This is a genomic window from Salmonella sp. SAL04214, assembly GCF_046550615.1.
Classification (GTDB): Bacteria; Pseudomonadota; Gammaproteobacteria; order Enterobacterales; family Enterobacteriaceae; genus Salmonella; species Salmonella enterica.
The window spans coordinates 146074-162844 of the sequence record NZ_JBGDXT010000011.1 but is presented as its reverse complement, the minus strand read 5'-3'; the positions used below and the strand labels follow the sequence as shown (position 1 = coordinate 162844).

At 48.9% G+C, this 16771-nt stretch carries 22 protein-coding genes, 1 tRNA gene and 1 pseudogene; 18 read left to right on the top strand and 6 right to left on the bottom strand.

Annotated elements, in window-relative coordinates; translation table 11 throughout:
* Positions 1-79 precede the first annotated feature (79 nt).
* Together ACLJQD_RS18355 and ACLJQD_RS18350 are read right to left on the bottom strand one after the other, a co-directional pair.
* Positions 80-610 carry a cytochrome b gene (locus ACLJQD_RS18355; RefSeq protein ID WP_000929974.1) on the bottom strand — a complete coding sequence of 177 codons (531 nt, stop codon included), beginning with the start codon at positions 608-610 and terminating at the stop codon, positions 80-82.
* Positions 611-758: 148 nt separating this feature from the next.
* Entirely contained in the window at positions 759-1073 is a 315-nt protein-coding gene (locus ACLJQD_RS18350; RefSeq protein WP_000182479.1) for a TRL-like family protein, read from the bottom strand.
* 681 nt (positions 1074-1754) lie between these two features.
* Between ACLJQD_RS18350 and ACLJQD_RS18345 the strand changes: the two genes are divergently transcribed.
* Genes ACLJQD_RS18345 through ACLJQD_RS18325 form a run of 5 tightly spaced genes read left to right on the top strand, consistent with a single transcriptional unit; the run spans position 1755 to position 6540 of the window.
* Positions 1755-3389, top strand: coding sequence for an ABC transporter substrate-binding protein (locus ACLJQD_RS18345; protein ID WP_017440980.1), 1635 nt, complete (start codon positions 1755-1757; stop codon positions 3387-3389).
* Positions 3389-4363 (top strand): ABC transporter permease, encoded by a 975-nt coding sequence (locus tag ACLJQD_RS18340; RefSeq protein WP_001805128.1) that lies wholly within the window; start codon positions 3389-3391, stop codon positions 4361-4363. Before ACLJQD_RS18345 ends, ACLJQD_RS18340 begins: the two co-directional genes overlap by 1 nt.
* Positions 4353-5165 (top strand): ABC transporter permease, encoded by an 813-nt coding sequence (locus ACLJQD_RS18335; RefSeq protein ID WP_017440981.1) that lies wholly within the window; start codon positions 4353-4355, stop codon positions 5163-5165. Before ACLJQD_RS18340 ends, ACLJQD_RS18335 begins: the two co-directional genes overlap by 11 nt.
* On the top strand, positions 5159-5956 hold the full coding sequence (locus ACLJQD_RS18330; protein WP_017440982.1) for an ATP-binding cassette domain-containing protein: 798 nt from the start codon (positions 5159-5161) through the stop codon (positions 5954-5956). The genes ACLJQD_RS18335 and ACLJQD_RS18330 overlap by 7 nt, the downstream gene beginning before the upstream one ends.
* The gene (locus ACLJQD_RS18325) at positions 5950-6540 is read left to right on the top strand and encodes an ATP-binding cassette domain-containing protein (protein WP_017440983.1); all 591 of its coding nucleotides are present in this window, start codon (positions 5950-5952) and stop codon (positions 6538-6540) included. Before ACLJQD_RS18330 ends, ACLJQD_RS18325 begins: the two co-directional genes overlap by 7 nt.
* An 84-nt stretch (positions 6541-6624) precedes the next feature.
* Here ACLJQD_RS18325 and ACLJQD_RS18320 read toward each other — a convergent pair whose 3' ends face one another.
* Positions 6625-7755 carry a mechanosensitive ion channel family protein gene (locus ACLJQD_RS18320; protein ID WP_017440984.1) on the bottom strand — a complete coding sequence of 377 codons (1131 nt, stop codon included), beginning with the start codon at positions 7753-7755 and terminating at the stop codon, positions 6625-6627.
* A gap of 193 nt (positions 7756-7948) precedes the next feature.
* Here ACLJQD_RS18320 and ACLJQD_RS18315 point away from each other — a divergent pair, with 193 nt between their 5' ends.
* The 6 genes from ACLJQD_RS18315 (at position 7949) to ACLJQD_RS18290 (ending at position 11668) form a co-directional block, all read left to right on the top strand.
* Positions 7949-8275, top strand: a complete 327-nt coding sequence (locus tag ACLJQD_RS18315) for a four-helix bundle copper-binding protein (RefSeq protein ID WP_017440985.1) — start codon at positions 7949-7951, stop codon at positions 8273-8275.
* An 8-nt stretch (positions 8276-8283) separates the two neighbouring features.
* Positions 8284-8360, top strand: a tRNA-Arg gene (locus ACLJQD_RS18310).
* 111 nt (positions 8361-8471) lie between these two features.
* Positions 8472-9119 carry a metal-binding protein ZinT gene (gene zinT / locus ACLJQD_RS18305; protein WP_001537483.1) on the top strand — a complete coding sequence of 216 codons (648 nt, stop codon included), beginning with the start codon at positions 8472-8474 and terminating at the stop codon, positions 9117-9119.
* A gap of 105 nt (positions 9120-9224) precedes the next feature.
* Positions 9225-10013: a cryptic aminoglycoside nucleotidyltransferase ANT(3'')/ANT(9) gene (gene aadA / locus ACLJQD_RS18300; protein ID WP_017440986.1), complete on the top strand. Its 789-nt coding sequence runs from the start codon at positions 9225-9227 to the stop codon at positions 10011-10013.
* A 144-nt stretch (positions 10014-10157) separates the two neighbouring features.
* A complete protein-coding gene (locus ACLJQD_RS18295) occupies positions 10158-10751 on the top strand; it encodes a helix-turn-helix domain-containing protein (RefSeq protein WP_001562706.1) in 594 nt (197 codons plus the stop codon).
* Between the two features lie 68 nt (positions 10752-10819).
* Entirely contained in the window at positions 10820-11668 is an 849-nt protein-coding gene (locus tag ACLJQD_RS18290; protein ID WP_000190260.1) for a MerR family transcriptional regulator, read from the top strand.
* 254 nt (positions 11669-11922) lie between these two features.
* Here the strand turns inward: ACLJQD_RS18290 and ACLJQD_RS18285 are convergent, their stop codons facing one another.
* Positions 11923-12171: a biofilm/acid-resistance regulator YmgB/AriR gene (locus ACLJQD_RS18285; protein ID WP_000208086.1), complete on the bottom strand. Its 249-nt coding sequence runs from the start codon at positions 12169-12171 to the stop codon at positions 11923-11925.
* 78 nt (positions 12172-12249) lie between these two features.
* Positions 12250-12375 (bottom strand): annotated as a pseudogene (locus tag ACLJQD_RS18280) (hypothetical protein); the annotation flags it as partial.
* Between the two features lie 111 nt (positions 12376-12486).
* Here ACLJQD_RS18280 and ACLJQD_RS18275 point away from each other — a divergent pair.
* The 6 genes from ACLJQD_RS18275 to ACLJQD_RS18250 all read left to right on the top strand — a co-directional run bounded on the left by ACLJQD_RS18275 (position 12487) and on the right by ACLJQD_RS18250 (position 16021).
* Positions 12487-13032, top strand: a complete 546-nt coding sequence (locus ACLJQD_RS18275) for a chorismate mutase (protein ID WP_000617988.1) — start codon at positions 12487-12489, stop codon at positions 13030-13032.
* A gap of 196 nt (positions 13033-13228) precedes the next feature.
* Complete coding sequence (gene leuE, locus ACLJQD_RS18270; protein ID WP_000457190.1) at positions 13229-13867, top strand: leucine efflux protein LeuE; 639 nt, start codon at positions 13229-13231, stop codon at positions 13865-13867.
* 172 nt (positions 13868-14039) lie between these two features.
* The gene (yeaR, locus tag ACLJQD_RS18265) at positions 14040-14402 is read left to right on the top strand and encodes a DUF1971 domain-containing protein YeaR (protein WP_001248993.1); all 363 of its coding nucleotides are present in this window, start codon (positions 14040-14042) and stop codon (positions 14400-14402) included.
* A 2-nt stretch (positions 14403-14404) separates the two neighbouring features.
* Positions 14405-14587 (top strand): DUF1869 domain-containing protein, encoded by a 183-nt coding sequence (locus ACLJQD_RS18260; protein WP_000513733.1) that lies wholly within the window; start codon positions 14405-14407, stop codon positions 14585-14587.
* Between the two features lie 229 nt (positions 14588-14816).
* Complete coding sequence (locus ACLJQD_RS18255) at positions 14817-15458, top strand: nitric oxide reductase (RefSeq protein WP_023242782.1); 642 nt, start codon at positions 14817-14819, stop codon at positions 15456-15458.
* Positions 15459-15772: 314 nt separating this feature from the next.
* Positions 15773-16021, top strand: a complete 249-nt coding sequence (locus ACLJQD_RS18250; protein WP_000512149.1) for a GlsB/YeaQ/YmgE family stress response membrane protein — start codon at positions 15773-15775, stop codon at positions 16019-16021.
* Between the two features lie 138 nt (positions 16022-16159).
* Here the strand turns inward: ACLJQD_RS18250 and ACLJQD_RS18245 are convergent, their stop codons facing one another.
* The gene (locus tag ACLJQD_RS18245) at positions 16160-16258 is read right to left on the bottom strand and encodes a YoaK family small membrane protein (protein WP_001589065.1); all 99 of its coding nucleotides are present in this window, start codon (positions 16256-16258) and stop codon (positions 16160-16162) included.
* A gap of 195 nt (positions 16259-16453) precedes the next feature.
* Here ACLJQD_RS18245 and ACLJQD_RS18240 point away from each other — a divergent pair, with 195 nt between their 5' ends.
* A complete protein-coding gene (locus tag ACLJQD_RS18240) occupies positions 16454-16705 on the top strand; it encodes a DUF333 domain-containing protein (RefSeq protein WP_000673492.1) in 252 nt (83 codons plus the stop codon).
* The last annotated feature ends 66 nt before the right edge of the window (positions 16706-16771 follow it).

The window sequence follows — 16771 nt, the reverse complement described above, 5'->3', positions numbered from 1 at the left end:
GCTATCAGTCGAAACCGATAGCGCTGGAATAATAATGCCTTGCCCGGCATGCTCTCTCACGTCGGGATGGCCGAAATAGTCATGATTTACCGGGTAACATCCTTGAAAATGTATCGTCTTTTTGTATGTAATGGTGAAACAACGCCGCTGCTGCATGCATGGCAATCAGGAAATAGCCGATATTGGCCAGCATTTCATGAATACGCTTTATATCCGATTTTAGGGTGCTATCTGGCGTCAAAAATACCGGTACAGTAAAACCAAAAAAGCTCCAGCTTTTCCCGCCTGACGCCATCATCGCGACGCCCAGCAGCGGTAAGGCGAGAAAAGTGAGATAAAGCGCGATATGCATTAATTTAGCGGCTACGTGCTGCCAGTGAGGAGGGGGAGGCGTAATGACCGGATCCGGGTATTTGTGTTTAAGATATAACCGTAAAAACATCAGCGCCCAGACCAGAACGCCCATGTCATAGTGCATATCTTTCATAAACAGGTAAACGCTGGAGCCTTTTGGCGCCCACCCCCGTAACTCAATAGCCGCATATGCGATGCCTGTCAGGAGCAGTGTTAACCAGTGAAGCGTTATTTGCAGTCTTGAGAAATGTGCCATTATTATTATCCTTTATTAACAACTGCTTGTAGGGTATGCGTAAAATCTTAACAGAACCTTAAAGCGGGGGCTGAGTCGCAAGGAACAGACAGAGATAGCGGCACGTAAAATGGGATAAAAAGCCGGCGGCATCGCCGGCTTACTGCTGTTATTGTCCTCTTACGACAACACAGGTTTTACCATAAAACGGATATGAGCCTGTAGTTTCATAATCAACACTCGACACTAAAGAAATATCGCCCGCTTTTTTCGCTGAATCAATAGATGCGTCGCCGGTATTTACAATACCCAATACCGTTTGCGCACACGCTTTACCGGTTTTGGTTGCCGGGAGACTCGTGGCAGTAATTGGCCCTTTAACATCCGTATATAAGCCAATCCCTGTCGGTGATGGTCCTGTAGCACACCCCGTTAAAAGAGAACCAATAAAGATAATTGAAAAAATGTGTTTTTTATTTGTCATGGGATTAGTCCATTATAAATTAATAGAAAACTTACCGTCCGAAAATGTCCGGACAGTCATTTAAAAAGTGGTGTATATTAAATATGCGATATTACTCTTTGCACCCTCCTGTTGATGTCGTACCTGATGGACAAATATCCGTTGAAGCCGGATATATTCCCCATGCCGTGTTTTTATAACTTGCGCATCCTGTCAGCAATGAGAACAGTACGGCTAAAAAAATCATCACGAGCCCTGGCGGCGTTAACATTTTTCGGTTGGACTCCATAGCATGTCATTTCATCGGGTTGCCATATGACTGGCGTTCTGCTGGTAAGTTTCATTAACGTCCGGTTCGTTTAATATTGGTTTAGGTTTAAAGCCAGGAGGCGCTAATTACGATACCTTCTTACGTTTCAGCACTGACTAATAACGTTGAGAAAATGAACAGCGTCGGATGGGAAGACGTAATACAGAATAGAAAGGAAATAAGAGAATAAGATGGCGTTAATTAACCCGCTATTCCTGGCATCATTTCTCTTGCGTTTTATCCCCGTCAAAAGCGGCCTTTAGCCCACGTTGGCGCTCCCGGCGCTTGTGCGTATGATGTTTTTAAAAGATCGTCATACTTTCTGTTCTGCATCAATTTTTTCATTACAAATGCTCGCCATAATGCCGTCCTCAGGAGGTCTCCCGACGTTTATGCTGCGCCGGGAGGAACAAAAACAACGTATAATCTGGGATAAATTGATGATTAAAGGCAAACTGGCGCTCGTGACGTGCGCGCTGACTCTGGCATTCACCTCGCCGCTTTTCGCTGCGTCGGACACGGCAGATGGCCATACCTTAAAGCTGGCCATTGGCCCTGAGCCAACGGAAGGCTTTGATCCTATGCTGGGCTGGAGCCACGGCAGTTACTTATTGCTTCATGCGCCGTTGCTCAAGCAAAACGCCGATATGAGTTGGGGTAATTTACTGACGGAAAAAGTGGATACCAGCCCCGATGGTAAAACCTGGATACTGACCTTAAAACCCGATCTGAAATTCTCCGATGGCTCGCCATTAACTGCCGAAGATGTCGTTTTTACATACAATAAAGCGGCGAAGAGCGGCGGTAAAATTGACATGGGCAACTTTAGTCATGCGCGAGCGCTGGATGCGCGCCGAATTGAGATGACGCTGAGCCATCCGCAGAGTACCTTTGTGAATGTACTCGGGTCGTTAGGGATTGTTCCGGCCAGCCGTTATGATGAAAAAACGTTCGCCCGCGAACCGATAGGCGCCGGTCCGTACCGACTGGTCAGCTTTCAGCCGGGTCAGCAACTGATCGTTGAAGCTAATCCCTGGTATGCGGGTAAAAAGAATGACTTTAACCGGCTGGTTTTTGTCTTTCTGGATGAAGATAATGCTTATGCCGCCGCGCGCAGCGGACAGTTGGGACTGGTGCGCATTGCCCCTTCTATGGCGGTGGCCCCGCAGCAGGATAATCTTAAACTCTGGGTACGCGATAGCGTTGAAAACCGGGGCATTGTCTTCCCGATGGTGCCAGCCGGTAAAAAGGATGCTAACGGTTATCCTGTCGGCAACGATGTGACCGCTGATGTCGCTATCAGACGCGCAATTAACTATGCCATTAATCGTAAACAACTGGCGGAACAGGTGATGGAAGGCCATGCGATACCCGCCTATAGCGCGGTGCAGGGATTGCCGTGGCAAAATCCTTCAGTGGTATTCAGCGATGGCGATATTGCAAAAGCGCGCGCCATCCTGGAAGAGGCTGGCTGGAAGATAAACCGTGCGGGCGTGCGTGAAAAAGCAGGTAAAGAAGCGCGTCTGACCTTATGGTATGCCAGTGGCGACAGCACCCGACGGGATCTGGCCGAGGCGGTGCGCGCCATGTTGCAGCCTTTAGGCATTGTCGTCTCGTTGCAATCGGGAAGCTGGGAAACCGTAGAGCGCCATATGCACGCTAACCCTACGCTGTTTGGCTGGGGAAGTCTGGACCCGATGGAACTCTTCCATCACTACAGCGGGAAAGCCGCTGGTGTGGAATATTATAACCCGGGCTATTACAGCAACCCTGCGGTAGAAGCACATCTGAAACAGGCTATAGATGCGCCTGACTGGCAAAAGGCGATCCCTTTCTGGCAGCAGGTTGAGTGGGATGGGAAGCAGGGCGCGGGCGTCCAGGGCGATGCGGCATGGGCATGGCTGCTTAATATTCAGCATACCTATCTGGCCAACCCCTGTATTGATCTGGGAAAAGGCGCGCCAGAAATCCACGGTAGCTGGTCGGTGTTAAACAATCTTGATGACTGGACCTGGACCTGTCGGTGATGAAATTGTTCTTCAGTCATTTTTTGCGGCTGATTATTCTGTTGATGCTGGTGGCTGCCGGCACCTTCATTTTGCTTAGCTTTTCGCCCGTTGATCCTATCCGCGCTTATATTGGCAACGATCTGCTCCATGTTCCGCCAGAACAATATGCGCGGATTGCGGCGCGCTGGGGGCTTGACCAGCCGCTGTGGGAGCGTTTCGGTCACTGGTTTTGGCGTTTGCTCCAGGGTGACATGGGGTATTCCATGCTGTTCAACATGCCTGTCGCCAGCGTGATCCGGGAACGTTTTGCGACGTCATTCGCGCTGCTGGCAGGCGCCTGGCTATTGTCTGGTGTGCTGGGCGTGACATTGGGTTTTCTGGCCGGACGTTTTCTCCACCGCTGGCCGGATAAGATGATTTGCCGTATCAGCTACTTATTGTCATCGTTGCCCACCTTCTGGATAGCAATGCTGTTGCTGGCGCTGTTTGCCGTCCGCTGGCCGGTATTACCTGTTTGTTGCGCCTGGGACCCCGGAAATAATGCAGGAACAGCTCTTTTATCGGAACGTTTACGCCATCTTGTGTTGCCGGTATGTGCGTTAAGTCTGTTGGGCATGGGGCAAATTGCGCTGCATACGCGAGAAAAAATAGCCAGCGTAATGAAGAGCGAATTTATTCGTTTTGCGCGCGCTCAGGGGGATAAAGGATGGTCGCTGTTACGTCACCAGGTGTTACGTCATGCGATTACCCCAGCGCTCTGCTTACAGTTTGCTTCTCTGGGCGAACTGATGGGGGGAGCGTTACTGGCAGAAAAAGTCTTTGCGTATCCGGGGCTGGGACAGGCCACTATCGATGCCGGCCTGCGTGGCGATGTCCCGCTACTCATGGGGATCGTTTTATTCTGTACGCTATTAGTGTTTGCCGGAAATACGATTTCAGCCTGGCTTGTGGTGGTGCTTAATCGATCGCTGGAGCGTCCCGATGCTCTATAATCCTGCCCCGACGTTGTTTCGTCTGATCCTCTCCGTTACCTGTCTGCTGTTTATTGCCGGATACGGTTATGCCACGTTGAGCCAGCCGCCAGAGGTTAATCTGCTTGCCCGGCATCTGTCGCCTGATATCCAGCACTGGTTTGGCACCGATAATCTGGGGCGTGATGTATGGCTTCGTTGCTTTCAGGGGGCCTTCACCAGTTTACAAATTGGCGTTGGCGCCGCGCTGTGCAGCGGCGTTATCGCGCTAGTGATGGCGGCAGCGGCGCGCATTCATCCCCGGCTGGACCTCCTGATGCGGCTGATAACCGATGCTATGCTCGCCATGCCGCATTTACTTTTGCTGATCCTTATCTGTTTTACGCTCGGCGGCGGTAAAAGCGGCGTCATTGCGGCCGTGGCGTTAACGCACTGGCCCCGTCTGGCGCTGATTCTGCGCGCCGACGCGGAGCGGGTAGCGCAGAGTGACTACCTGACATTGACCTATCGTCTGGGGCATGGACACCTTTATTGCTGGCGATATCACTATTTTCCGGCGCTATTGCCGCAATGGTTGACGGGAACGTTATTGATGTTTCCTCATGCGGTATTGCACAGCGCGGCATTAAGTTTTCTGGGGTTTGGGCTGGCGCCGCATGAGCCTTCGCTGGGGCTGTTGCTGGCGGATGCGTTACGGTTTATTAGCCATGGTAACTGGTGGCTGGTGCTGTTTCCCGGCCTAATGTTATTCACGCTGGTGATGCTCTTCGATCAGTTTGCGCGCGCCACTCAGCGGCTGTGGCTAAGGAGTGACGTATGCTGAGTTTACAACAGGTTACGCTGGAAAGTGCGCGTTATCGCTGGTATGGCGCGAGACGCTGGTCGCCGTTATTACAGAATGTCTCTTTTGATATCGCGCCCGGAGAAATGGTGGCATTGGTTGGCGGCAGCGGGGAGGGCAAAAGTCTGCTGCTGCAATGTCTGCTCGATCTGCTGCCGGAAAATTTACGCTTTCGGGGGGAAATTACGCTTGATGGCAACCGGCTGGACAGACATACCATCAGGCAGCTTAGGGGCAATACGTTTAGCTACGTGCCGCAGGGGGTACAGGCGCTTAATCCCATGCTGAATATCAGAAAACATTTGAGCAGAGCATGTCATCTGACCGGACGCGCCTGGGATGAGACGCAGATGGTACAGCTATTGCAGCAAAGCGATCTCGAACCGACAGTCCTGGAACGCTTTCCCCGCCAGCTCTCCGGCGGGATGGCTAAACGAATTCTGGCGTGCCACGCCTCGCTCAGCCAGGCACGTTATATCCTCGCGGATGAGATCACCGCCTGGCTTGATACCGCACTGGCAAACCAGTTGCTTGAGCACTTGCGAGGTCTCTGCGAGCGGGGATGCGGCGTGCTGTGGGTGACTCATGACCTGCTGCTGGCGGCGCGGTATGCCGATCGCATTGTGGCGCTGCATCAGGGTTATATCACGGACAATATTCGCTGTGAACGATTACAGCCGGAAGAGATGAGTGAGCCGTTAAAACGGCAATGGCAAGCATTGCCTGAACTAAGCCCGTTATTTATGCCGACCGGAGAGGGAATAGAATGCTAAGCTGCCGCGACCTCGTTATTCGTCAGGGCGGGAAAGTCTTATGGCAGAACCTGACGTTTACGATTTCTGCCGGTGAACAGGTAGGAATTCATGCGCCAAGCGGAACGGGGAAAACAACGTTGGGGCGCGTCCTGGCCGGATGGCAAAAGCCGACGGCGGGCGACGTTCTGCTGGACGGCAGCCCGTTACCCCTGCATCAGTATTGCCCGGTACAGCTTGTTCCCCAGCATCCTGAACTGACGTTTAATCCCTGGCGAAGCGCCGGAGACGCGGTGCGTGATGCCTGGCAGCCTGACCCGGAAACGATGAGGCGTTTGCATGTGCAGCCCGAGTGGCTGACGCGTCGGCCAATGCAGCTCTCAGGCGGGGAGTTGGCGCGTATTGCGATACTGCGCGCGCTTGACCCGCGAACGCGTTTTCTGATTGCCGACGAAATGACGGCGCAACTCGATCCGTCTATTCAAAAAGCGATATGGGTATACGTGCTTGAGGTGTGCCGCAGCCGTTCATTAGGGATGTTGGTGATTAGTCATCAGTCTGCGCTACTTGATCAAGTCTGTACCCGCCATTTACAGGTGGAATAGCCGCAAGTCGTTTCTCCGCATTGCCGTGTCGCCGTTAACGCACCGGGAGCCCATGGGTTCCCGGTATTGTCGGCAGAGATTTTACTACATGACGTGTTTATCTGCGTTTTTTGCATCAGCGGTATTACTGTAGTCTCTGGTCTCTTCAACCTGTACAGGGGCTCTGACAACCAGACTTGGCAGCGCCAGTTCGATATCATTCTCAATGAGTTTTTCAATAATACGGATATTTATCTCTTGCTGAATATCCATGTATTTATTGTAATCCGCGGTATTGACGATATGCACCACCTCATAGGTCAGCCGATCCTGACCAAAGGCCAGTAGATGGGCGCGGTCGAATTGTGTTTCGCCGACATCGGTAATAATCTTTTTCACCATATCGCCGATGAGGCGTAACTTTTCCGGCGGTGTCGCAGTGGCGACGCCAAAAGTAAACACGATACGACGCGTTTGCATCCGCTTATAGTTGTGTATGGTTTGCTGCAACAACTGCGCGTTCGCACAAACGATCTGTTCGCCGCTGAGGCTACGGATGCGAGTGGTTTTCAAACCGATATGTTCAATCGTACCGGCTACATCATTAAAGACGACGAAATCGCCAATCTCGAAGGGCTTATCGAAACCAATCGACAGCGAAGCGAAGACATCGCTCAGAACGGTTTGTACCGCCAGGGCAATAGCAATACCGCCCACGCCGAGGCTGGCTACCAGTGCGGTAATATCCACGCCGACGTTCGCCAGGATGGAGAGCAGCATCATAGACCAGACGAGCACGCGCAAAATCATACCAAGAATGACTAACGTCACCGGGTTTTTATTGGAGCCTGGGGCATACAGTAAATGACGCATCCATGACTGTACGCCCTGATCAAGCCAAATCGCCATTTGAATCGCAACCACTAAAAACCAGGCGTGAGAGAGGGTAGAGAATAACCGGTCGGGCAGGGCGACAAAGCGCAGGCTAAAGAGAAATGCGGCAAAAAAGATGAGCATCTTACTGGTCTTTTTCAGCATCTCGAAAACAATAGGCCGCAGCCGCCCATGAGCATCATCCTTTTTATCCGGGCGTTGTAGCGCTTTATAGACCACATTAAGTAGCCAGTTGATGAGCCAGTAAGTAATGAGGGTGACGAAAAAAACGACCGCCAGATTGATCCAGAACGTCGTTGACATCAGCATCGCAACGATATTTAGTCGTGCTAAATACTCCATTTTACCTCCGATGAAAAGCAGATGAACATTACAGTATAGACGTCACATCACGGAGGCCGATTTCCGGCTTTACGATTGCTGTTTTATTCAGCACTTTTGTTCAAAAAGTATGAAAAAGAGGGGTAGCCGTTTGGCTATCCCGGCGTTTCTGTGCAGACTTATCTACTCCTCTTAATAAAATAAGGAGTCATTTATGCAACAAGAACATCGTGAGTGTATTGAGCAGTGTTATGAATGCGCGGCGGCGTGTGATATCTGCGCCTCTTCTTGTCTGCGTGAAGATAACGTCGAAATGATGAAGCACTGCATCCAGTTAGATATGCAATGTGCGGCCATTTGTCGCCTGGGGGCGCAATTTATGGCATTGGAAAGCGAGTACTCACAAAAATTATGCCGCCTGTGCGCGGATATCTGCAAAGCCTGCGCCGAAGAGTGTGCAAGGCACGATCACGATCATTGCCAGAATTGCGCGCGGGCATGCAGCCAATGCGCAGACGCCTGCCTTAAAATGGCCGCGTAATTTTTCTTCCGCCATTAGCTCAACCGGATAGAGCATAGAGCTTCTACCTCTAAGGTTCGGGGTTCAATTCCTCGATGGCGGACCAGTTGATATCAAAAAAGGCCACCTGCGCGGTGGCCGCTGAGTTTCTGTTGAAATAAATGCAATGTTATAATATAACAATCATCTTTCTAAGAAAGATGAGGGTAACGTTTTGGTGATTCATTTAAAAAAACTGACAATGCTTCTGGGAATGCTGTTGGTAAATAGTCCTGCCTTCGCGCATGGTCATCATGCTCATGGCGCGCCGATGACGGAGGTTGAGCAAAAAGCGGCAGCGGGCGTGTTTGATGACGCTAATGTACGCGATCGCGCGCTCACCGACTGGGATGGTATGTGGCAATCCGTCTATCCTTATCTGGTCAGCGGCGAGCTGGACCCTGTCTTCAGACAAAAGGCGAAGAAAGACCCGGAGAAAACGTTTGAGGATATTAAAGCGTATTATCGCAAAGGATACGCGACGAATGTTGAGACTATCGGTATTGAAAATGGCGTTATAGAATTCCATCGCGACAATAACGTTGCATCCTGTAAATACAATTATGCCGGCTATAAAATTCTGACTTACGCATCGGGTAAAAAAGGGGTGCGCTACCTGTTCGAATGTAAAGATGCGAATAGCAAAGCGCCTAAATATGTTCAGTTTAGCGATCATATCATTGCCCCGCGCAAATCGGCGCACTTCCATATCTTTATGGGAAATACCTCGCAGCAGGCATTATTGCAAGAGATGGAAAACTGGCCTACCTATTATCCTTATCAGTTAAAGGCGAATGAGGTCGTTGACGAAATGCTACATCATTAAGTCTGATGCAATGTTAAAAGCTCGCTATGAATAGTGAGCTTTTTTCTGCCGTTATGCCATATTTCTGGCAACCAATATAAAAAATACCTGCGCCCCGGAGCAACGATGACGCTGTCTATACCGCCCTCGATTCAATGCCAAACGGATGCGGCGTGTCGCCTGATTACTCGTGTCACAGGCGATACGTTGCGTGCTATTCATTTATATGGTTCCGCTGTCGCGGGCGGTCTGAAGCCAAACAGCGACATTGATCTACTGGTGACAATATGCCAGCCGCTGACGGAGGCCCAACGCGCAACGCTGATGCAGGAATTGCTGGCGCTTTCATCGCCGCCGGGGGCGTCGGCAGAAAAACGCGCTCTGGAGGTCACTGTCGTGCTTTATTCGCAGCTGGTTCCCTGGTGTTTTCCACCTGCCCGGGAAATGCAATTTGGCGAGTGGCTAAGAGAGGACATTTGTCAGGGGATTTATGAACCAGCGCAACAGGACTGGGACATGGTGTTACTGATAACCCAAATTCTGGAAACCAGTATACCGCTAAAGGGCGAACGCGCGGAACGGCTGTTCACGCCAGCCCCTGCGGCGCAGTTGCTGAAGGCCTTGCGTTATCCCCTCGACCTTTGGCAATCCACGGCAGATGTGCAGGGAGATGAGTATCATATCGTTTTAACCCTGGCGCGTATCTGGTACACCCTTTCTACCGGGAGATTTACCTCTAAGGATGCGGCGGCTGACTGGCTGTTACCTCAGTTGCCAGAAGAGTATGCTGCTACGTTGCGTGCGGCGCAGCGTGAATATTTAGGTCTGGAGCAACAGGACTGGCATATTTTGCTGCCTGCGGTCGTACGCTTTGTGGATTTTGCCAAAGCGAACATCCCCACGCAGTTCACATAAGATGCCCCAGGACGTCTGTCAGGTTGCGCAAACGGCGTTCCTCAACTACTACTTAATAGGTTCTCATCGCTGAAGTAAGCAGATGATCTTATGCGGGCCATCGAATGGATATTTCCACATGGCTCTCGTTTTGTTGAGGTGGATATGACTGGTTCCGCATCATCTGTTTTAAAGACAGATACAAGACTATTGAGCGAAAACCTGTTTCTTAATTATGGTCTGGAGTCCTTATTTAAGGACGTCGCAATAATAGCTGGTAACGTAAATTATATTATTTTTGATATCGACGATTACTACACCGTACAGCAGTATATTACTTCCACATTTAAAACGGTACTCATTGGAATTGTTACCCATAATGAATATAACTTTATTGATGAACATCATGCCATATATCGAATAAAGGTCGATGCCTCTATTGCTGAGTGGCGTGAATTACTGATTTTGGCCGCTGCTGGTCAATTTTTCCCCAGGTCAGAGAAAGTCAGATTAACGGCGAATGAAAGAAATGTTTTGGCGATGCTTGTTAAAGGAATGGATATCCGACAAATAAGCTGTGAGCTGAATGTACATTTAAAAACTATTTACTCAGTACGCTACCATGTTCTGACTAAATTAGGTTGTAGAACAGTTCTGGATTATCAAATACTGTCCGTCTCTAAAGCCTTTACGCACTGGCTGACAATAAATAATGTCGATAATGTAATTTCACGTGTAAATAGTAAGGTCATTGCTTAATAATGATTTGCTTCTGATGGCGTTTAGGTTCACTATGCTTTCTTACATCATCATGAGGCCAGACAGGCATGGCTACTTTTAGTATTAGCGCAATGGCGGCGCAGTGTGGTGTCACAACAGCAAATATCAGGTCCTGGGAACGCTATGGCCTGCTTCAACCTACCAAAGATGAAGCTGGCAATCGTTTTTATTGCATAGAAGATGCTATCAGAATACAGCATATTATCGACGCGTTAAGCAAAGGCTTCTCATTAAAAGAGATTAAACCTGCCCTCTATGGTGAAGAAACGCATTGCCGCTCGGGATGGTTATTCTACCAGGAAGAGATTTTAGCGCAGTGTAGAAAATTCGAACCCGCCAAATTGCGAAAATTACTCTGGCGTTATGGTCGGGAAATTCCGCCGTGTATCGTCATTGAGTCAATACTGCGTCCTTTACGGCTGTGGTTGTCCGCAGGCGATGATGATGCACGCCGATTTGAAAAGGCATTACTGGATACTGCGATTATTGAATACGCCACGTTCCAGCTAAGTAGCGTACGAAAGGCGCCAGCAGGCACAATGCTTATTGCTGCGTTTTCGCTGAACGACCCCATTGAGCTATGGCTGGAAACGATTAAATATTGTAGTGAAGGTATGCGAGTTGAAGTCATCCCCTGGCAGGCGCCGATGCCCGATCTTTTATCAACGTCTTTCGAGCATATTGTTCTGTGGCATGATGAGACATTAACTCCCGCGCAGGAAAATCTTATTCAGGCTTTAAAAGAATCGGGTAAATTTAGTCTTCATGTGAAAAATGGCTCATGCTTAACATTACTGCCAGCCGTATATCGGCAGCATGAGATGCCAGAAAGCATGCAGCATGTTGCACCGCAAATCCATGCAAACGGCTACGAAAAATCAGGCACCGCACGTTGAGGCATCTGCATTATTAACGAACAGGGGAGGAGTAACCCCCTCCCTTGTTTATACCCTTCATACTTCAAGTTGCTTATGTGTTGGCTACGGATTACTCGGCCCATCCATGGGCCTCGCCCTGACGGGCCGTCGCACGCGACGTTCAAATCTGCTCCCGGCAGATCTGTCGTTCACCCCAGTCATATAGTTATCTATGCTCCTGGGGACTCACTCCCTTGCCGCCTTTAAGCAACTCGAATTATTTTGGGTATATATTAGATGTCGTCAGGTGTCTGAAACAAAACGGCTTCTAAGGCATTACGATAAATATCAAGCTGCACTACGTCTTTTTCTGTTTCCAGTTTTTCAATAAGTTTGGCGATGATATCCTTATTTGAGACATGCTGCTGCGATTGCAATAGTTCGTAAGTAATTTCCTGAATAGCTCGCTGTTCACATAACATATGTGCAGAAAAAGGATTGCCAGTACTATTTTGTTCGTTGACTAGTGTAATGGTAGTCATATTTCACCATATTCGATGTAAATTGAAGCCGATCTCCCTGAGCGGGGGAGAGAAATTAGTGACCTATTAAAATTAGACCTATATCATAAAACCGTAATAAAAAATCATAAAAACGTGATGTGCATCACATTTGTGTGATTTGTTGTATATTTTATACACTTTAAGTGAAGGTGAAGATTCCGTAGAATCAACGGCCTGTTCTTTTTATCACTCCAGTTTCAACGAATAAGCATTAATACCCGTCTGTAATAATTACTTAATGTTATCTTAATAAAGGTAAATTACTGTCAGGCCTCCGTAAAAGGAGGTTGATTAATGATTCGTCATATCGCCATTTTTCTTTGTTCTTTATTGATGTGCAGCACCACTTTTGCCGATTCGGTAACGTCGGTATCGCTTGGTGCGCTCTTAACCGCGCTCAATGAACGCATGTTATTAATGAAAGATGTGGCTGCTTATAAAATGAAGCACCATCTGCCGATAGAGGATTTCACGCGTGAACAAAATGTTTTTGCCGAGGCTGAAGAAGAAGCGAAAAATAACGGTCTGGACCCGCATTCGATAACCCCTTTTATTCGTTCGCTAATGGATGCCAGTAAAGCGATACAGTACCGCTATTTAGCGCAGTGGCGAACCGGCTCAGAACCCTCCTTTCCGATACAAACCTTGTCGGTCACCCGGCAACGTATTCGACAACTTGATAATCAAATGTTGATCATTATCAGCCAGCGCTTGATGGTCGGCGCTTTCAGCCACGAGGATATGGTGTGGCTGAGAGCGAAGTTTAATGCGCCGAATCTGAATGAGAGCGATATCAGTGATGTGTTGGCAGCCCTATCTTTGGTACGACGCGCGCGTTAATTCCCCATGAGGAAACGTGGGCCAATACCTGGTGATTGCCTGCGGGGGGCGCGATACAAGAACGTTTTTGGGGGATGGGGATATAAGCGTGGCGGAATAGCGGCTGGAGAGACGTGGTTTCGCTTCCCATCTTCCGGTGCATTCGTTAGCATACTGTTTCGCAGTTAAGCGTAAATGTTTTCAGGAAGAGGTTAATGTGTTCGCGGAGTATGGTGTTCTGAATTATTGGACGTACCTGGTTGGGGCGATTTTTATCGTTCTGGTACCGGGGCCGAATACGCTTTTTGTGCTTAAAAACAGCGTGGGACGCGGGGTTAAAGGAGGATATCTTGCCGCATGCGGCGTGTTTATCGGCGATGCGATATTAATGTTTCTGGCGTATGCGGGCGTGGCGACGCTGATCAAAACAACGCCGGTTCTGTTTAACATTGTTCGCTATCTCGGTGCGTTTTATCTGCTCTACCTTGGCGCAAAAATCCTTTACGCTACGCTGACCTCAAAAGGGCGTGCGGCGACGGAAACGGTAGTTCCTTTTGGCGCTATTTTTAAGCGTGCTTTAATTCTTAGCCTGACGAATCCTAAAGCCATACTTTTTTATGTTTCCTTTTTTGTGCAATTTATTGACGTTACTGCGCCGCATACTGGGGTGTCATTTTTTATTTTGGCCACCACCCTTGAAATCGTCAGTTTTTGCTATCTGAGCTTTTTAATTCTTTCTGGCGCTTTTGTAACCCACTATATTGGTACCAAAAAGAAACTGGCAAAAGTGGGCAATTCGTTGATTGGCCTTCTTTTCGTCGGATTTGCCGCCCGGCTGGCAACGCTCCAGTCTTAACCCCCTGGACCCGTCGTGAACGGCGGGTCATTGCTCTCCTTTCGGTTTTATTGCGTGGAAAACAGCAAAATAGTAACCAATAAATGGTATTTAAAATGCTGTTTTTGGAGCGTAACCTTTTTACGACAGCGATGAGATTATCGCTGAGTAACCTGCGGGAAGAGGGAAGCAAATGCGGCAAATTCCACAAAATCATATCCATACACGTTCCACGCCCTTCTGGAACAAAGAGACGGCGCCTGCCGGAATTTTCGAACGCCACCTTGATAAGGGAACGCGACCCGGCGTTTATCCTCGTCTCTCGGTGATGCAGGGGGCGGTCAAATATCTCGGATACGCTGATGAACATTGCTCTGAGCCGGAAGAGATCATGGTGATCAATGCCGGCGAGTTTGGCGTGTTTCCTCCGGAAAAGTGGCACAATATTGAGGTCATGACGGATGATACCTATTTTAACATCGACTTTTTTGTCGCGCCGGAAGTACTGATGGAAGGGGCGACCTCACGAAAAGTCATTCATGCCGGGAGAGAATAATAATGGGAAAAGCTACTTATACCGTCACGGTCACGAATAATAGCAATGGCGTCTCTGTGGACTATGAAACGGAAGCACCGATGACGTTGCTGGTACCTGAAGTTGCGGCAGAAGTTGTGAAGGATTTGGTCAATACCGTGCGTTCCTACGATACCGAAAACGAACACGACGTTTGCGGTTGGTAAGGATCTTGTAGTATCTATTTGATATAAAGTGATTTTTTAAATCAGAAGCCGCATCGCGCGTCGCCAGCGTGATGCGGTTTTTGCGTATTGAAAAGCGCTGTTTATTTACATCAGACATGGGTTGAAAAGAAACATTAAGAAAACATTAAGAATATCGCATTGTTTGCTAATGAGAGCATATTCATAAAACTTATGATTGGGTATTAAAAACCAGAAGAGTCTTATGATCATGAAACTCGATACCCGATTAACTTCGTCAGCACTTACTCTTGCGCTTGCCGCTGTGGTCATCCCGTTTACGGCGGACTGGCAATTGCCTTTGCTTAACGGCGTGGTGGTCCGATGGATTGAAAACGGACAAGCGTTATGGTTACTGTTTGGGGCGCTATTTACCGCCTGGTATATACGGCCACTTTCCCGTCCCGAAGGGGCAAAGCAGTTTTGGCTGTGGGCTGTTGTCTGGTGGGTGGTGCTATTGGGTAGAAGCACCAGTTGGGGGCGTGACTATTTCCCTGACGAGCCGCGTATTCTGTTCAGAACGATTTCAGTGATATTAATTGCTGCGTTAGTCTTGCCAGTCCTGTTTTCTGCCGGGCTACGTAAGGAGATTGTTCGTCGTCTGCGGGACGTTCCTCTGCCATTGTGGCTGTTTGCCGTGACGGCATGTTCATATCTGATTTCCGACACTGTCGAGCATCATCGGTGGTTGTCGCCGATATTCCTGCATAACGCTCGTTACACGGATTTGATTGAAGAGCTTTATGAAGTGCCATTTATGATCGGTTTGTTTATGGTGACCGTGGGGTTTATGCAGCAGGACAAGCAGGATGAATGTACGGCGCTGGAGATGACCCCGTATCACGCAAAATAGCGCGGCTGAAAAAAGACCATGAATTCGACATGGGATAGATAGCGGTTAGCAAAAAAAGCCCGCACTCGGTGAGGCGGGCAAATAATACTGGAAGCAATGTGAGCAATGTCGTACCGAACAGGTGGGTTATAAACTCAACCACTCGGTATTGATAAAGATAATCGTTATCATTAATGATTGCAACCCTGATATTTATGCGCTTTTATCCACGACGCTAAAAGGTGATGGATATCACAAACTTCACTTTCCTGACGATGTGCTATTCTTTTTAACGGCAAATAAACCGCTAACGTTAAGACATAAGTGAGGAAAAAATGGGCATTCTTTCATGGATTATTTTTGGACTTATTGCGGGTATTTTGGCTAAGTGGATCATGCCAGGTAAAGATGGCGGCGGATTCTTTATGACGATCATTCTGGGGATCGTTGGTGCGGTAGTCGGAGGATGGATCAGTACGTTCTTTGGCTTTGGCAAAGTGGATGGTTTCAACTTCGGCAGCTTTGCAGTCGCAGTGATCGGCGCGATTGTCGTGCTGTTAATCTACAGAAAAATCAAAAGCTAAACGCAGAACTTTCAGAGATAATAAAGGCTACGACAGGTAGCCTTTATTATTCAAAATGAATTTACCACCAGCCCAGTTCGGTACCCGTCGCCGCAATTAGCGCGATGCCCATCAACACCATCGTTGTTTTCCTCATGGTTATGCTCCTGGCGCGGCGTAACCGCCAATAAAAAACCATGCCAAAAATAATATTGCCGTAATGAAAATGACGACAGGGAAGAGGATACCCACTCTCATGCTATTACCTTCACTGTTCAGGGGGCGCCAGAATAGCAGGGTTTTCTCAGCGACAAAAGGTCGGTTGCTTTGTGACAGGGCGTGGCTATTACTGACTTAACCCGGGATAAACACCCACTAAAGCGCTGACAGAAAGTATGGAAATAGCGTACCCGCCAGGTTATCCTGGACAAAATATCGCTTTAAGGAGTCGTTATGAAATTTACGTGGATTGCGTTGCCAGGCGTATTGCTGCTGAGCGCTTGTTCATCGTCGCAACCCAACGCCCCCCGGCCGCCGCGCATTGGGATGCCTAATCCGGCAGCCGTCTACTGTGAGCAACAGGGCGGTACGCTGATGCCGGTGCAGACCCCACAAGGCGTGCGTTCCGATTGCAAATTGCCCAATGGCGAAATCATTGATGAGTGGACATTATGGCGCAGAGAGCACCCTGATACGAAAAAGTGACAACCTGCGGTCCGACGGGATATGATTAAGAACAATCTGATAATGAGTTTCATGCGGCGCAAGAAA

What these genes read in the sequence shown, in the direction of transcription:
- ACLJQD_RS18355 (WP_000929974.1), bottom strand. Translation starts at nt 610, where the DNA reads ATGGCACATTTCTCAAGACTGCAAATAACGCTTCACTGGTTAACACTG.
- ACLJQD_RS18350 (WP_000182479.1), bottom strand. Translation starts at nt 1,073, where the DNA reads ATGACAAATAAAAAACACATTTTTTCAATTATCTTTATTGGTTCTCTT.
- ACLJQD_RS18345 (WP_017440980.1), top strand. Translation starts at nt 1,755, where the DNA reads ATGCTGCGCCGGGAGGAACAAAAACAACGTATAATCTGGGATAAATTG.
- ACLJQD_RS18340 (WP_001805128.1), top strand. Translation starts at nt 3,389, where the DNA reads ATGAAATTGTTCTTCAGTCATTTTTTGCGGCTGATTATTCTGTTGATG.
- ACLJQD_RS18335 (WP_017440981.1), top strand. Translation starts at nt 4,353, where the DNA reads ATGCTCTATAATCCTGCCCCGACGTTGTTTCGTCTGATCCTCTCCGTT.
- ACLJQD_RS18330 (WP_017440982.1), top strand. Translation starts at nt 5,159, where the DNA reads ATGCTGAGTTTACAACAGGTTACGCTGGAAAGTGCGCGTTATCGCTGG.
- ACLJQD_RS18325 (WP_017440983.1), top strand. Translation starts at nt 5,950, where the DNA reads ATGCTAAGCTGCCGCGACCTCGTTATTCGTCAGGGCGGGAAAGTCTTA.
- ACLJQD_RS18320 (WP_017440984.1), bottom strand. Translation starts at nt 7,755, where the DNA reads ATGGAGTATTTAGCACGACTAAATATCGTTGCGATGCTGATGTCAACG.
- ACLJQD_RS18315 (WP_017440985.1), top strand. Translation starts at nt 7,949, where the DNA reads ATGCAACAAGAACATCGTGAGTGTATTGAGCAGTGTTATGAATGCGCG.
- aadA (WP_017440986.1), top strand. Translation starts at nt 9,225, where the DNA reads ATGACGCTGTCTATACCGCCCTCGATTCAATGCCAAACGGATGCGGCG.
- ACLJQD_RS18295 (WP_001562706.1), top strand. Translation starts at nt 10,158, where the DNA reads ATGACTGGTTCCGCATCATCTGTTTTAAAGACAGATACAAGACTATTG.
- ACLJQD_RS18290 (WP_000190260.1), top strand. Translation starts at nt 10,820, where the DNA reads ATGGCTACTTTTAGTATTAGCGCAATGGCGGCGCAGTGTGGTGTCACA.
- ACLJQD_RS18285 (WP_000208086.1), bottom strand. Translation starts at nt 12,171, where the DNA reads ATGACTACCATTACACTAGTCAACGAACAAAATAGTACTGGCAATCCT.
- ACLJQD_RS18275 (WP_000617988.1), top strand. Translation starts at nt 12,487, where the DNA reads ATGATTCGTCATATCGCCATTTTTCTTTGTTCTTTATTGATGTGCAGC.
- yeaR (WP_001248993.1), top strand. Translation starts at nt 14,040, where the DNA reads ATGCGGCAAATTCCACAAAATCATATCCATACACGTTCCACGCCCTTC.
- ACLJQD_RS18260 (WP_000513733.1), top strand. Translation starts at nt 14,405, where the DNA reads ATGGGAAAAGCTACTTATACCGTCACGGTCACGAATAATAGCAATGGC.
- ACLJQD_RS18255 (WP_023242782.1), top strand. Translation starts at nt 14,817, where the DNA reads ATGAAACTCGATACCCGATTAACTTCGTCAGCACTTACTCTTGCGCTT.
- ACLJQD_RS18250 (WP_000512149.1), top strand. Translation starts at nt 15,773, where the DNA reads ATGGGCATTCTTTCATGGATTATTTTTGGACTTATTGCGGGTATTTTG.
- ACLJQD_RS18245 (WP_001589065.1), bottom strand. Translation starts at nt 16,258, where the DNA reads ATGAGAGTGGGTATCCTCTTCCCTGTCGTCATTTTCATTACGGCAATA.
- ACLJQD_RS18240 (WP_000673492.1), top strand. Translation starts at nt 16,454, where the DNA reads ATGAAATTTACGTGGATTGCGTTGCCAGGCGTATTGCTGCTGAGCGCT.